This window comes from Shewanella sp. (genome assembly GCF_051658185.1).
Classification (GTDB): Bacteria; Pseudomonadota; Gammaproteobacteria; order Enterobacterales; family Shewanellaceae; genus Shewanella.
In genome coordinates this window covers 1-14,058 of record NZ_JBOFMC010000016.1, presented here as the reverse complement: position 1 = coordinate 14,058, position 14,058 = coordinate 1, and the positions used below count along the sequence as shown (strand labels likewise).

The following is a 14,058-nucleotide window of genomic DNA, read 5'->3' as shown; positions in this document are numbered from 1 at the left end:
CAAAAACCTCGTATTTCAAGATTGGGCCTTTAAGATTGGCATGAACATTAAATATACCGCCCAAGTGCCCGAGGGCAGCCAGCGCACGGACACCATCACCACCTTCAACCTCCTCTACACCTTTAGGTGATCTCCCTTGGCGCTTAGCCCCGATAACCTGTGGTTGTGGTTGTGGTTGTGGTTGTGGTTGTGGTCGTGGTCGTGGTCGTGGTTGTAGTTACGAAATAAAGTTAGCTACAAACGAGAGTGAAATGAATCGGTTAACGTGGCAGGTTTGTGCCGCTGGCATAACTCACAGAGTCAATCGACATCGCTTAACTTCCCTTTCCGTAAGGCACTGAGAAGGCCTCGTTCAGAGGCGGGACTGGGCGGAACTCGCATAGGCTTATCTCAACACGCCGGTCTGGGCACCGCGCGGCCTAGACGCGCCATTCGGCTCACCAATATCCACACTCCAATGGCAACACACCCACAACTGCAGCGAGTCTGAACTCAATTCGTGATCGACACAAAAAAATAAAACTATTTGATAATGAATAACAAGTTGCAACACCGCAACAACACTAAGGCCTGATATACTGCCCGGGGATCACCTTGTTTGCTTCTAGGAGTTGTATATGGCAAACCCGCTACGGACCTTCGCCTCTTTATATAGCACCACGCTATTAACTGTGCTGGCAGGCGGCCTGCTCACCACCTATTTAGGGCTGAGGCTATCGGTCGCCAATGTGCCACAATTGTGGATTGGCGGGATGATGTCGGCCTATTACGTGGGTCTCGTTGCCGGCTCTAAAATAGGCCATAAACTGATCGCTCAGGTTGGCCATATTCGCGCTTTTGTCGCCAGCGCCGGCATCGTGGCAGCCTCGGCCCTTGGCCATGCGTTGGTAGATGAACTCGCGCTATGGATTTTACTGCGGCTTATCGTGGGTATGGGCATGATGTGCCAATATATGGTGCTCGAAAGTTGGCTTAATGAGCAGGCCGAAAATAGCCAACGCGGCACCGTATTTGCCAGCTATATGATCGTCTCCTACTTGGGGTTGATTTTAGGCCAAGGCGCGATCAGTATTTATCCCGAGTTAGGCTTAGAGCCGTTACTGCTTATCGCCATTTGCTTTGCCCTATGTATTGTGCCAATTTCATTAACGCGCCGTATTCACCCCGCGCCCTTAGTGCCCGCGCCATTGAAGATTGCCCATTATTGGAAAAAAGCCCCGCAAGCCCTGACGACCATCGCCATTGGTAGCATGATTGTGGGCTCTTTTTATGGTCTTGCCCCCGCCTATGCCAGCAATTTGGGCTTACCACCGGAGAAAGTCGCCAGCTACATGACTGCCACCATCCTTGCAGGACTGCTAGCACAGTGGCCGATGGGTAAGCTGTCGGACATCATGTCGCGTAGCCGGCTTATTCGGATTAACTGCGTGCTCCTTGGGATCCTCGCCTTGACGATCGCGGTCACCCCCTATCATCCCATTCTCTCCCTCGGAATGACATTTCTGTTTGGGATCTTAGGATTCACCTTCTATCCCCTTGCTACCGCCTTAGCCAATTCACGGGTGGAGCAAAGTGAAAGGGTAGGCTTATCCGCCACCATTTTGCTCACCTTTGGCCTTGGCGCGAGTATCGGGCCACTGATTGCGTCGACCTTAATGCAGTGGCTTGGTAACGGTATGCTCTATGGTTTTATGGCAGCCTGTACTTTAGTGCTGTTTTTACGCCTACGGTATGTGCATTCACAGCAAAAAGCCGAAACCCATCTGACTCAAGATTATATGATGGCGACGGGCGATCTTGTCTCATCCCCCCTAGCTGCGGCCCTTGATCCGCGCGTAGATGTGGCGTCCATTCAGGAGCAGATGACTCCCGCAGTGCAAGAATTAGCACCAGAGACTTGCGCCGATAATGAGGATAGTGCTTGTAAACAGGAGAGTAATGGCGAAGCGGATAGTAATAACGAAATGGATAGTGATAACGAAGTGGATAGTAATGGCGAAGTGGATAGTGATGATGACGAGGAGGCGTTGGCAACATCGTGTCAATTAGCCTTTAGCTTTGATTTTGTCACCGCGTCCCCACTCCCCACCGTCGCATCAGCCCAGCCCGCTGAGCCGACAGATACCACTGACGTCGTAGTCAGCCTAGAGGCAGAAAAGGTCATCCACACCACGCTAACCGACACTCGGCCTGCAGCGGGGAGTTCCAAAGTGCTGCCTCAGTCCGTGCAAGCAAAAGCAAGTTAACTTATGAATAAAAAACAAAAAAGACGGAAATATTCCGTCTTTTTTATCGCTGCGATGCGATTAGATCATGGGATGCTGGCGCGTAAGCGTGAGCATGACCTTATTACCACATCGTCACTGAGCAACAGGCTTTGGCAAATATGGCATAGCAATTTAATGAGCCGTGGGATTAGCTGCGGCATTAGCCAAGGCGTTGACGCACGGCTTCAAACAAGCAAATTCCAGTTGCAACCGACACATTTAAGCTCGACACACTGCCCGCCATTGGAATCGAAATCAGCGAATCGCAGCACTCGCGGCTAAGGCGGCGTAGGCCCTTATCTTCAGCGCCCATCGCAATCGCCAGCGGCCCTTTAAGATCGGCTTGATACAGCACACCATCGGCCTCTCCTGCCGTGCCAACAATCCAAACGCCCTTCTCCTGTAGATGGCGCATGGTGCGGGCAAGGTTCGTCACTTGGAATAACGGCACGGTTTCAGCCGCGCCGCAGGCAACTTTACTCACAGTCGCGGTTAAACCAACCGAATTATCCTTAGGCACGATAATCCCTTGCACTCCCGCGGCATCGGCATTACGCAAACATGCCCCCAAGTTATGAGGATCAGTCACACCATCTAAAATCAATAAAAATGGCACAGGGGTGCTGGCCAGCAGATCGTCTAAATCATGCTCATTCAGTACCTTAGCGGCTTTAACTCGAGCAACAATCCCCTGATGCTGGCTGCTGTCTGCACGATCATCTAATGCTTTACGGGAAGCGAGCTGCACTGTCGTGCCAAAGGCTTTGGCCTGATTGGCTAACGCAGTTAAACGCTCATCATCGCGCCCTTGCAACACCCACAGTTCAATAATGCGCTCAGGGCTGTGCTTTAACAGGGCTTCCACTGCGTGGATCCCAAAAATAATATCTTGTTTTTTCATTTACTTCTTTCTCGTGCTCCGCTTAGCGGCCTTTGGCTTTTTTGCCGGATTTTTAACGTCTTTCTTTGCTTTCGCACCCGCTTTGGCCTTGGCCTTAACGGTCCCCGCCTTGGCTTTACCCGAGTCCGCCTTGGGCTTAGCGGCCCCGGCTTTACTGGCCTTGGCAAGCTTGGCGCCTTCGCGATTAACTCGCTCGCGGGCGGTGAGTGGCTTGTCGCGGCTCGGCGCCGCTTTGCGCTTGCCGCCCTTGGCGTTATCACCCAGCATCATTAAATCGATTTGCCGATCATCAAGGTTGACTGCCGCCACTTTGACCGTGACCGGATCGCCCACTTGATATATCTGCCCAGTATTTTCGCCAATGAGTCGCTGCCGCATAGGATCAAATTGATAGTAATCACTACCTAGGCTGGAAATATGCACTAAGCCGTCGATAAATAAATCATTTAACCGGACAAATAAACCGAAATTGGTCACAGAGGCGATCACCGCATCAAAGGTGTCGCCCACATGATCTTGCATAAACTCGCACTTAAGCCAATCGCTGACATCACGGGTGGCCTCATCGGCGCGGCGTTCAGTGGTCGAGCACTCTTCACCTAATTGATCAAGCTCATCAAGCAGATAGTGATAGCCGCCATCCTGGGTCCACTTTTCAGTGGCTTCACCGCGCTCCTTCGCCAGCAAATAACGGATAACCCGGTGTAACACTAAATCCGGATAACGGCGTATTGGCGAGGTAAAGTGGGCATATTCTTCAAGCGCCAAACCAAAATGACCTTCATTATCAGGTGAGTATATCGCTTGGCGCATGGAGCGCAGCAACATCACTTGGATAAGCTCGGCATCAGGGCGATCGGCAATTTGCAGCATCACATTTTGATAATCCGCTGGCGTCGGCTCCAAGCCACCGCCCATGGTTAAACCACGCTCGGCTAAAAACTCTTTAAAGTTCGCTAACTTTTGTTCCGATGGCGCGTCATGCACTCGGTACAACACATCGCCTTTATGTTTTTTGACAAACTTGGCGGCAGAAACGTTAGCCAAAATCATACATTCTTCAATGATTTTATGGGCTTGATTACGAGCACGCGGCACAATCTTGTCGATTTTACGTTGCTCGTTAAAAATAAACTGGGTTTCTATGGTCTCAAAAGCGATCGCCCCCCGCAGTGCTCTTTGCTCATCTAAGGCAAGGTATAAGGACTGCAGGCATTGTAAGTGGGGGAACAAGGCTTGGTGTTCAGCGGCAATCGGGCCACCTTCGAGCATCGCCGCCACTTGGGTATAGGTAAATCGGGCATGGGAGTGCATCACTGCGGGGTAAAACTTATAACCCGATAATTTGCCCTTCGCCGACACGGTCATCTCCGCGACCATACACAAACGATCAACCTGCGGATTGAGTGAACAAAGACCATTAGAGATCTTTTCCGGCAGCATAGGGATCACTTGCGACGGGAAATACACGGAGTTACCACGAGCACGCGCCTCGGTATCTAAGGCGGAATCGGTGCGCACATAGTAACTCACATCCGCAATCGCCACCCACAAGCGCCAACCGCCACTGGGTTTCACTTCGGCATACACGGCATCGTCAAAGTCGCGGGCATCTTCGCCATCAATCGTCACTAAGGGTAAATGGCGTAAATCCACCCGGCCAACTTTATCAGCCTCAGTCACTTCATCGGGAATGCGCCGCAGTTTTTTCTCGATAACCGCCGACCAAGTGTGGGGCAAATCATAATTACGCAAGGCAATTTCGATTTCCATCCCCGGCGCCATTTGCTTACCGAGCACTTCAGTGACTTTACCTGCCGCTTTGACAAAACGGCCGGGGCGGCGAGTTAATTCGACCACCACCACATCCCCTTGACGGGCACCATTGCGATCTTCATTGGCAACGAGAATTTCTTGGGTAATGCGCTTATCATCGGCAATCACAAATGCCATGCCACTATCGACATGGAATCGGCCGACAATCGCAGCGCTGCGCGGCTGAATAAGCCTGACAATGCGCGCTTCGCGCCGACCTTTACGATCAACGCCCGCCTTTTGGGCAAGCACTTTATCACCGTGAAAATACATCAACATATCGCGATTGGAGATAAACAAATCATCCCCGCCTTCGTCCGGCTTGAAAAAGCCAAAGCCCTCGCGATGACCCAGCACTATGCCGGAGATCAGATCCATCCGTTCAGGTAAGCCATAGCTTTGGCCACGGGTGAACACCAGTTCACCATCGCGCTCCATCGCTCGCAGGCGCCGGCGCAGCGCTTCAAGCTGCTCTTCTTCGTGGATGTTTAATGCGGCGGCAATACCGTCGCGGCTGATAGGGGATTTTTGCGAACGCAAGTATTCGATAATGTACTCACGACTGGGGATAGGATTTTCGTACTTATCCTGTTCACGCTCAAAATGAGGGTCTTTGATCATTCAATATCCAAATTATCTGTCTCGATTTAACCAGACATCTTAACGGGTGTGCAGCTGGGTTTGCTGAGCCCGCGCCACAGCACTGGCGGGCATTTTAGCTGCTAACACCTGCAGTAATGACAAGGCTTTTTTTTGCGTAGCCTCATCCACAAATACCGCGTTATATAACCAGTAATAGGCCTGTTCATAATCCCGCGGGCTACCATATCCTTCACCGAGTAAACGCACTAACATCATCCGCGCGGATAAATCGCCCGTCGCGGCGGCGGGCAGTAAATAGTTGACGGCACGCTCTTTATTGCGAATAACAAATTTACCACGTTGATAATACTCGGCCAATTTGACCATGGCTTCGGGGCTGCCTTGCTCGGCGGCATCACGCAACAAACGCATCCCCCTTACCGCATTGGCCTTCACGCAAGTCCCATGGTTAAGCATCTCGCCCCATAAAAATTGATACAGTGGCTGCTTTAATACATCGGCTCTCGCCTCAATATCCTGCACTAACTGACAATCATCTTGCTTAACTTTCGCAAGATATTGATGGGTACGGATCAATTCAAGTAATTGATCTTGACTGTAAATATCCACCGCCTGCGGCTGCGCAAAGCACATTGAAGATACTAAGGGCAATAGTGCAACTAATGCGGTACGTAGCATAACGACTCTCAATGACAATAGGATGAATACTTGCATCGGCAGTATAACCTATTTCTTGAGCTTGAGCTGAATTTATAACCGCACAAACGTGCGCAGAAAGGTAAAAGCAAATAGAAAAAAGGCCGTGAAACACGGCCTTTCGCATCCTAATTAAAAGGATTCACGAGGATCATCGTCTCGTTACGATCAGGACCCGTTGAGATGATATCAACAGGGGTCTCTAGCAAGGCTTCAATGCGCTTAATGTAATTGATAGCGGCCTGTGGCAACTGTTCAATTGAGGTCGCACCAAAGGTTGACTCGCTCCAACCCGGCATCGTTTCATACACCGGCGTCACTTGCTCATAACCCTCGGCCGCCAGCGGAGTGACCTTCGCGACTGTACCATCAGGGTATTGATAACCAACGCAAATTTTGACTTCTTTTAGGCCATCAAGCACATCTAACTTCGTCAAACAAAAACCACTGACGCTATTGATTTGCACGGCACGGCGCATCGCCACGGCATCTAACCAACCAGGACGACGCTTACGCCCGGTGGTTGCCCCAAACTCATGGCCTTTGGTACCTAAATGATCGCCCACGTCGCATAACAGCTCCGTCGGGAAGGGACCGGCGCCCACGCGAGTGGTATAAGCCTTCATGATGCCTAAGACATAATCTAAATGACGTGGACCAAAACCACTGCCCGTCGCCACGCCACCTGCGGTGGTGTTAGATGACGTCACGAATGGATAAGTCCCATGGTCGATATCGAGCAAGGTGCCCTGCGCGCCTTCAAACAGAATCGGCTCACCCGCTTTACGCGCGTTATCTAAAAGCTCAGTCACATCAACGCACATGCTCTTCAGATAATCGGCCATTGCCAATGCATCATCTAAGGTTTGCTGATAATCAACGGCGTCAACTTTGTAGTATTCTGTCAGCATAAAGTTATGATATTTCATCACTTCTTTTAGCTTTTCAGCGAATAGCGGCGCATTGAATAAATCGCCCACGCGTAAACCGCGACGGGAGATCTTATCTTCATAAGCAGGTCCAATACCACGGCCTGTCGTACCAATCGCTTTATTGCCACGCGCTTTTTCACGAGCGATATCTAAGGCGCAGTGGAAAGGAAGGATCAGCGGACATGCCTCAGAGATCAATAGACGTTCCTCAACCGGAATGCCGCGCTCTTTGAGCATAGTGATCTCTTTCATCAGGGCATCGGGTGCAAGCACCACACCATTACCAATAATGCATTTCACATTATTGCGCAGGATACCTGAGGGAATGAGGTGTAGAACGGTTTTGTCGCCATCAATAACTAATGTGTGACCCGCATTGTGGCCACCTTGATAGCGAACTACGTATTTTGCCTGTTCTGTTAGAAGGTCGACAATTTTACCTTTTCCTTCGTCACCCCATTGGGTGCCGAGAACAACGACGTTTTTGCCCATTATTTGCTGCAAGGTAGTGGTTAAAAAAAAATTCTAACAGATTTTAAAGGGTAAGTGGTAAGCCATTTATGAAAAAATAACCAAAATTACCACGCCGGCGGTCACCAACGCCCCGCCGATCCGCCGTAGCAGTGCGGTTGGCTGCAAAGACAACTCATGTAAATAGCGTCGCCATTTATTGGGCAAGAGTAACGGCCCTACGCCCTCTAAAATCAACACCAGCGCGAGCGCCAGCATGAATAATTGCCATGTCATGTTTTCCTCCACCGACAAGCTAATCGTTTATTTTTAAGAGCATAGCCAAATTCAAGCAATAAAAAACCCAGCATAGGCTGGGTTTTTTGATATTCCGAAAACGTATTAACGCTTAGAGAACTGTGGCTTACGACGTGCTTTACGTAGACCCACTTTCTTACGCTCAACTTTACGAGCATCACGGGTAACGAAACCAGCAGCGCGTAACGATGGACGCAGTGCTTCATCTAGTTGCATCAGAGCACGGGTAATACCGTGACGGATTGCGCCTGCTTGGCCAGTGATACCACCGCCTTTAACAGTAACATAGATGTCCAGCTTGTCAGTCATTTCAACTAACTCTAATGGCTGACGAACAACCATACGAGCAGTTTCACGACCAAAATACTGATCCAAAGGACGTTGATTTACAACGATGTTGCCGCTACCAGCTTTAGCGAATACGCGAGCTGTAGAGGTTTTGCGACGGCCAGTGCCGTAGTACTGAGTTGCAGCCATTTGCTTAATCCCGTTTAGATATCAAGAACTTGAGGTTGTTGTGCAGCGTGGTTATGTTCTGCGCCAGCGTAAACTTTCAGTTTACGGAACATGGCACGGCCCAGAGGACCTTTTGGTAACATACCCTTAACTGCTTTCTCGATGATCATTTCTGGCTTATGCGCTTGCAGCTTTTCAAAGCTGATTTGCTTAATGCCACCAGGGAAGCCTGAATGCGAGTAGTACGTTTTGCCTTTCGCTTTGTTACCAGTCACAGTAACTTTCTCAGCGTTGATAACGATGATGTAATCACCAGTGTCAACATGAGGAGTGTATTCTGGTTTGTGCTTTCCGCGTAAACGGGTAGCGATTTCGGTAGCGATACGACCTAAAGTTTTGCCGTCTGCATCAACGACGAACCAGTCACGAGTTACGGTTTCTGGTGTAGCAGTAAAAGTCTTCATTATTACAAAAACCCAAAGTTAATTTCTGTCTCACATGCTGCCTGCATTGGCAAACAACACAAAATTGCCTTTCGGTACCCCTTCGAGCACTTAATTTGGCTTACAACTTCCGCCCAATTTGGCGGAGTAACGTGGGCAGGTGGCGGAGTATAGACAAAGCTGAGTTAAAAATCACCTGATATTTTGCCAAAAATCATAAAATTTCGATTCTTGTGGCTGACTCTTCAAGAGATAAATACGCCGCTGCGCTTCTGCCAAACATTTGCTGAAAATCTCAGCAACCAAGGGCTTAAGGCAGGTGTTCCGACTTTAAATATTCATAGGATTGCATCTCAATCAACCGCGAGCGACAACGCCTAAATTCAAAACTTAATAAACCATCGGCATAGATATCTTCTAATGGCACTTGGGCCGAGACGATGAGCTTTACATTACGCTCATAAAATTCATCGACCATCGCCAAAAAACGTCGCGCAATATCATCGCCAGTTAAAAAGGCCCCCATTTGCTCTACGCCACTGATGAGCACCGTATGATAAATGCGCGCCAGCTCCATGTAATCACGCTGGCTGCGGGGTCCATCGCATAACGCCCTAAAATCGACCAAGAGCACACCTAACGCTTGCTGGCGAATAAGAATTGAGCGCCCTTCAATTTCAATGGCATCCGTCGACGCTTCGGCCTCTGGCGCCAATTGGCGAAAATAATGCAACAGATTGATATCCGCTTGGGCATCCAAGGGATAGTGATAAATCTCCGCTTGGGCTAATGTCCGCAGACGATAGTCAATACCCGAATCGACATTGAGCACCTCGCAGTGCTGATTAATCAGCGCGATTGCAGGTAAAAACCGGGCACGCTGTAAACCGTTTTTATAGAGATCATCGGGGATGATATTGGAGGTCGCCACCAAAACGACGCCCTCTTTAAACAGCGCTTTAAACAAGGTGCCAAGTAGCATGGCATCGGTGATATCTGACACAAAAAACTCATCAAAACAAATCACCCGATACTTTGCCGCCATCTGTTTGGCAATGACTAACAGCGGATCGCGCGTGCCTTTGAGCTTATCTAAATCCAAATGCAATTGGTGCATAAAGCGATGGAAATGGGCCCGTAGCTTGTGCTCCCCCGGGAGCGCCTCATAAAAGGTATCCATCAGATAGGTTTTACCGCGTCCCACGCCGCCCCAGAGATAAAGGCCTTTAGGGGCTGGCGGCGAGGATTTAACGCCTGAGGCGATCAATAGCTTATCGACTATCGACAACGGCACCTCGGCGGTGGTTAAGTCCTCATATACCCGTTGCAAGGCCTTTACGGCGATTTCCTGCGCCGGATCATGGCAAAACCCCTCACGGGAAAGATCTTTTTGATAATGTTGCCAAGGGCTTAACTGAGACACGTTAAATTATCTTCCATCCAAAATTGAGACTGTGTCGATAGTAACACGGCAAATGTGATCTCGGATACCGTTTGGCCGCATTGGCGCCAACGTCGCGCACCTATCACAATGTAATCCTTATTATTTACATAGACATAGTCTACTTGTGACTGGGATAGGGACTGCGGCGGTGAACTCACGGTGCAAATGGCGGCGATATGCTGATGTGATGAACTGAGGCGATGAACTGATGTGATGAGCTGAGGCGCTTCGTCTATGCAACCAGCCAACCTGATAAACCACGGCGCCAAGGTCAGCACTTTGGCCTTGAAAATGTCGCTAAGCGCCCCTAATTGTCAGTATAGAGATAGGCAAAGGCTCAGGGCCGCTCATCCGTAAGATATTAAGCTTTGTTAATATTAGTGAACTTTTTCAATTAGGTGCGAGTCAGAATGGGTATCGAGGCCTATCGGGGCAACCGATACAGATGCGATCTGATGCACCCACAAACGATGCATTACATTCAGATCTTTGAACCCTTTATTGGAGTTATGAATAGATGAAAACAAAATTATCTGTACTTTCAGCCGCCATGCTCGCCGCGACATTAACCATTATCCCTGTCGCCTCACAGGCTGCGATCCCGCAAGTCGTCGATGGCCAAGCCATGCCCAGCCTAGCCCCCATGCTTGAGCGCACCACGCCCGCCGTCGTTTCCGTCGCCGTGACCGGCACCCAAGTCTCTAAACAGCGGGTTCCTGATGTGTTTCGTTACTTTTTTGGCCCCAATGCCCCGCAGGAACAAATCCAAGAGCGCCCCTTTAGAGGCCTAGGCTCCGGGGTGATTATTGATGCCCAAAAGGGTTATATCGTCACCAACAATCACGTGATTGAGGGAGCCGATGATATCCAGATTGGCCTACATGACGGCCGTGAAGTCAAAGCCAAACTCATCGGTACGGACTCCGAGTCCGATATCGCCCTGCTGCAAATTGAAGCCAAAAACCTAGTGGCGATTAAATCTTCCAACTCCGATGACCTGCGCGTGGGTGACTTTGCCGTTGCCATTGGCAACCCCTTCGGCTTAGGCCAAACCGTGACTTCGGGGATTGTCAGCGCCCTTGGCCGCAGTGGCCTCGGCATTGAAATGCTTGAAAACTTCATCCAAACCGATGCCGCCATTAACAGCGGTAACTCCGGCGGCGCACTGGTCAACCTGAACGGTGAGCTGATTGGTATCAATACCGCGATTGTCGCCCCCGGCGGCGGTAACGTCGGTATCGGCTTTGCTATTCCCGCCAATATGGTGAAAAACCTTGTGACACAAATTGCGGAACACGGCGAGGTACGCCGCGGGCTGCTCGGCATTTCGGGGCGCGATCTGGATCGCCAGCTCGCCCAAGGGTTTGGTTTAGATACGCAACATGGTGGCTTTGTGAATGAAGTGGCCGCCGGCAGTGCCGCTGAAAAAGCCGGAATTAAACCCGGCGATATTATTGTCAGCGTTGATGGCCGCGCGATCAAAACCTTCCAAGAGCTGCGGGCAAAAGTCGCGACCATGGGCGCTGGCGCCAAAGTCGAGCTTGGGCTTATCCGTGATGGCGACAAGCAAACCGTGAAGGTCACCTTAGGGGAAGCCAATCAAACCACTGAAACCGCTGCCGGTGCCGTGCACCCCATGTTGCAGGGCGCGACCCTAGAAAACGCCTCCAGAGGGGTTGAAATCACCGAGGTAGCCAAGGGCTCGCCTGCGGCCATGAATGGGCTACAAAAAGGCGATGTGATCATCGGCATTAACCGTACTGGGGTGAAAGATCTTAAGACGCTTAAAGCATTGCTCAAAGATCAGCAAGGTGCCGTGGCACTGAAGATCATGCGCGATACCAACATGCTGTATTTAGTCTTACGTTAACCGCCAATCAACGGTTAATATCGCCCTGTTTATCAGCGACTCATCGGCATAGGGAGCGGCAGCTCCCTATGCTTTGCCCTGTTAAACATGTTAATCTAGCCCACCTTTTTCAATTTTTATCCCGCCATGACAATTAAAGACACACTGTTGTATGTAGGTAAAGCCACGCTCTTCGGTCTTATCATGGCGATGATGTTCCTACTAGTCACCCATTTGCTCGACAATGGCAGCAACGGCTCGCTTTTGCAAAAACGCGGTAACCATACGGTCGAATTATCCTTTTCCAAGGCGGTACGCCGCGCCGCGCCGGCCGTCGTGAATATTTATAGCCTGAGTATCGATCAGCGCCGCCCACTCAACTCTGGCTCACTCCAAGGCTTGGGCTCTGGGGTGATCATGAGTAAAGAAGGCTACATTCTCACCAATTATCATGTGATTAAAAAAGCCGACGAAATTGTGGTCGCCCTGCAAGATGGCCGCAAATTTACCTCAGAAGTCGTGGGCTTTGACCCTGAAACCGATTTATCGGTACTGAAAATCGAAGGGGATAATTTACCGATAGTGCCGGTAAACCTTGATAGCCCGCCGCAGGTTGGCGATGTCGTGCTCGCCATCGGCAACCCCTATAACCTTGGCCAAACCATTACCCAAGGCATTATCAGCGCCACCGGTCGTAACGGCTTAAGCTCAGGTTATTTAGACTTCCTGCAAACCGATGCCGCCATCAACGCCGGTAACTCGGGCGGCGCACTGATCGACACCAATGGCGGCCTTATCGGAATTAATACCGCCGCCTTCCAAATTGCAGGTGAAGGCGGTGGCCACGGGATTAACTTTGCCATCCCCATAAAACTGGCCCACAGCATTATGGGTAAATTGATTAAAGATGGCAGGGTCATCCGCGGCGCCTTAGGTATCTCGGGCGAGCCGATTAACCCTGTGGTCGCACAGATCCTCAATCTGCCTGATTTACGCGGCGTGTTAATCACCGGAATCGACCCCAACGGCCCAGCGGCGCGCGCCCAACTCCGCCCAAGGGATGTGATCATCCAATATGAAGGCGAAGATGTGCCGGGGGTCGAAATGCTCATGGATAGAATCGCCGAAACCACGCCGGGTAAAAAAGTCATGATGACCATCATCCGCCAAGGCAAAGCGCAGGCGCTACCGGTCGTTATCGATGAAAAGGTCGTAGTTGATAATTAAGTTCGGTTGAATAACGCTATTCGCGTTAAATCCAGTGTGAGGCCGGATTAGAGCCTCACTAACCATCTCGCAGTTCGTTCAGCTAAAAAGATTTTGCCCCATTTCGTGTTTCTGCTCGTTAGCTCAATCGAAAATTCCTACTCCTGTTGCCATAAAAATTCTTATGTATTTACCTATGTTTGGCCTTACCGGAAATCGACTAACAATGTATGGGTATACAGTCATATTTAAATTTAGGTCTTTTGGGATGATTTTAAGACAAAAACAGTGCGCACTAATTCCATCCGCAATAATTAAAACTCCATAAAATCAATTAACTATATCGGCTGACTTTTAGTTAATAGGTTTGGAAAACGCGCATGCACGTTTTTCCAGATGGTGTATTTGATAGAAAGCTGATAAGTTCTTTACATACATATAGTTAACTGTGCGCGTTTTCACTGGTTCAACGTGGTCAACGCGCATGCACACTAATAAAATGTTATACATAAAGGACATATCGTGAAGTGAACTTTTTACAAGTCGAATCCAGACAAACCATAGACAATACGATATTCACATTTGGATTGTACGAGTCAGAAGAAAAAACACTATTTGGCTATAAGGTTTTTTGCGCGGGGGCAGGCTCTCACCACCTTGAATGGTTCTTCCCATTAA

Annotated in this window: 12 protein-coding genes; 4 read left to right on the top strand and 8 right to left on the bottom strand. The window is 49.8% G+C overall.

All coding sequences use genetic code 11. The annotated features are described in order from the left end of the window. Positions 1-130, top strand: a 130-nt coding sequence (locus tag ACRCZA_RS00820; protein ID WP_438672592.1) for a DUF481 domain-containing protein, incomplete at its 5' end; no start/stop codon positions are given. 487 nt (positions 131-617) lie between these two features. Beyond that, positions 618-2,246, top strand: a complete 1,629-nt coding sequence (locus tag ACRCZA_RS00815; RefSeq protein ID WP_438672591.1) for an MFS transporter — start codon at positions 618-620, stop codon at positions 2,244-2,246. A gap of 181 nt (positions 2,247-2,427) precedes the next feature. On the opposite strand, the gene rlmB is transcribed toward ACRCZA_RS00815, so the two are convergent. The 8 genes from rlmB to zapE form a co-directional block, all read right to left on the bottom strand. Further along, positions 2,428-3,168 carry a 23S rRNA (guanosine(2251)-2'-O)-methyltransferase RlmB gene (gene rlmB / locus ACRCZA_RS00810; RefSeq protein WP_438672590.1) on the bottom strand — a complete coding sequence of 247 codons (741 nt, stop codon included), beginning with the start codon at positions 3,166-3,168 and terminating at the stop codon, positions 2,428-2,430. After that, positions 3,169-5,604 carry a ribonuclease R gene (gene rnr, locus ACRCZA_RS00805; protein WP_438672589.1) on the bottom strand — a complete coding sequence of 812 codons (2,436 nt, stop codon included), beginning with the start codon at positions 5,602-5,604 and terminating at the stop codon, positions 3,169-3,171. It lies immediately after the preceding gene. Between the two features lie 39 nt (positions 5,605-5,643). Further along, positions 5,644-6,300: a flagellar protein MotX gene (gene motX, locus ACRCZA_RS00800; RefSeq protein ID WP_438672588.1), complete on the bottom strand. Its 657-nt coding sequence runs from the start codon at positions 6,298-6,300 to the stop codon at positions 5,644-5,646. 110 nt (positions 6,301-6,410) lie between these two features. Continuing rightward, on the bottom strand, positions 6,411-7,706 hold the full coding sequence (locus ACRCZA_RS00795) for an adenylosuccinate synthase (protein WP_438672587.1): 1,296 nt from the start codon (positions 7,704-7,706) through the stop codon (positions 6,411-6,413). Between the two features lie 66 nt (positions 7,707-7,772). After that, positions 7,773-7,961, bottom strand: a complete 189-nt coding sequence (locus ACRCZA_RS00790; RefSeq protein ID WP_438672586.1) for a DUF2065 domain-containing protein — start codon at positions 7,959-7,961, stop codon at positions 7,773-7,775. Positions 7,962-8,066: 105 nt separating this feature from the next. Then, on the bottom strand, positions 8,067-8,459 hold the full coding sequence (gene rpsI / locus ACRCZA_RS00785; protein WP_438672585.1) for a 30S ribosomal protein S9: 393 nt from the start codon (positions 8,457-8,459) through the stop codon (positions 8,067-8,069). Positions 8,460-8,473: 14 nt separating this feature from the next. Then, the gene (gene rplM, locus ACRCZA_RS00780; protein WP_007650458.1) at positions 8,474-8,902 is read right to left on the bottom strand and encodes a 50S ribosomal protein L13; all 429 of its coding nucleotides are present in this window, start codon (positions 8,900-8,902) and stop codon (positions 8,474-8,476) included. Between the two features lie 289 nt (positions 8,903-9,191). Beyond that, positions 9,192-10,304 carry a cell division protein ZapE gene (zapE, locus tag ACRCZA_RS00775; protein ID WP_438672584.1) on the bottom strand — a complete coding sequence of 371 codons (1,113 nt, stop codon included), beginning with the start codon at positions 10,302-10,304 and terminating at the stop codon, positions 9,192-9,194. Positions 10,305-10,842: 538 nt separating this feature from the next. Between zapE and degQ the strand changes: the two genes are divergently transcribed. Both degQ and degS read left to right on the top strand, forming a co-directional pair. Further along, positions 10,843-12,195, top strand: a complete 1,353-nt coding sequence (degQ, locus tag ACRCZA_RS00770) for a Do family serine endopeptidase DegQ (RefSeq protein WP_438672583.1) — start codon at positions 10,843-10,845, stop codon at positions 12,193-12,195. 126 nt (positions 12,196-12,321) lie between these two features. After that, entirely contained in the window at positions 12,322-13,401 is a 1,080-nt protein-coding gene (gene degS, locus ACRCZA_RS00765) for an outer membrane-stress sensor serine endopeptidase DegS (protein ID WP_438672582.1), read from the top strand. Positions 13,402-14,058 lie beyond the last annotated feature (657 nt).

What these genes read in the sequence shown, in the direction of transcription:
- ACRCZA_RS00815 (WP_438672591.1), top strand. Translation starts at nt 618, where the DNA reads ATGGCAAACCCGCTACGGACCTTCGCCTCTTTATATAGCACCACGCTA.
- rlmB (WP_438672590.1), bottom strand. Translation starts at nt 3,168, where the DNA reads ATGAAAAAACAAGATATTATTTTTGGGATCCACGCAGTGGAAGCCCTG.
- rnr (WP_438672589.1), bottom strand. Translation starts at nt 5,604, where the DNA reads ATGATCAAAGACCCTCATTTTGAGCGTGAACAGGATAAGTACGAAAAT.
- motX (WP_438672588.1), bottom strand. Translation starts at nt 6,300, where the DNA reads ATGCAAGTATTCATCCTATTGTCATTGAGAGTCGTTATGCTACGTACC.
- ACRCZA_RS00795 (WP_438672587.1), bottom strand. Translation starts at nt 7,706, where the DNA reads ATGGGCAAAAACGTCGTTGTTCTCGGCACCCAATGGGGTGACGAAGGA.
- ACRCZA_RS00790 (WP_438672586.1), bottom strand. Translation starts at nt 7,961, where the DNA reads ATGACATGGCAATTATTCATGCTGGCGCTCGCGCTGGTGTTGATTTTA.
- rpsI (WP_438672585.1), bottom strand. Translation starts at nt 8,459, where the DNA reads ATGGCTGCAACTCAGTACTACGGCACTGGCCGTCGCAAAACCTCTACA.
- rplM (WP_007650458.1), bottom strand. Translation starts at nt 8,902, where the DNA reads ATGAAGACTTTTACTGCTACACCAGAAACCGTAACTCGTGACTGGTTC.
- degQ (WP_438672583.1), top strand. Translation starts at nt 10,843, where the DNA reads ATGAAAACAAAATTATCTGTACTTTCAGCCGCCATGCTCGCCGCGACA.
- degS (WP_438672582.1), top strand. Translation starts at nt 12,322, where the DNA reads ATGACAATTAAAGACACACTGTTGTATGTAGGTAAAGCCACGCTCTTC.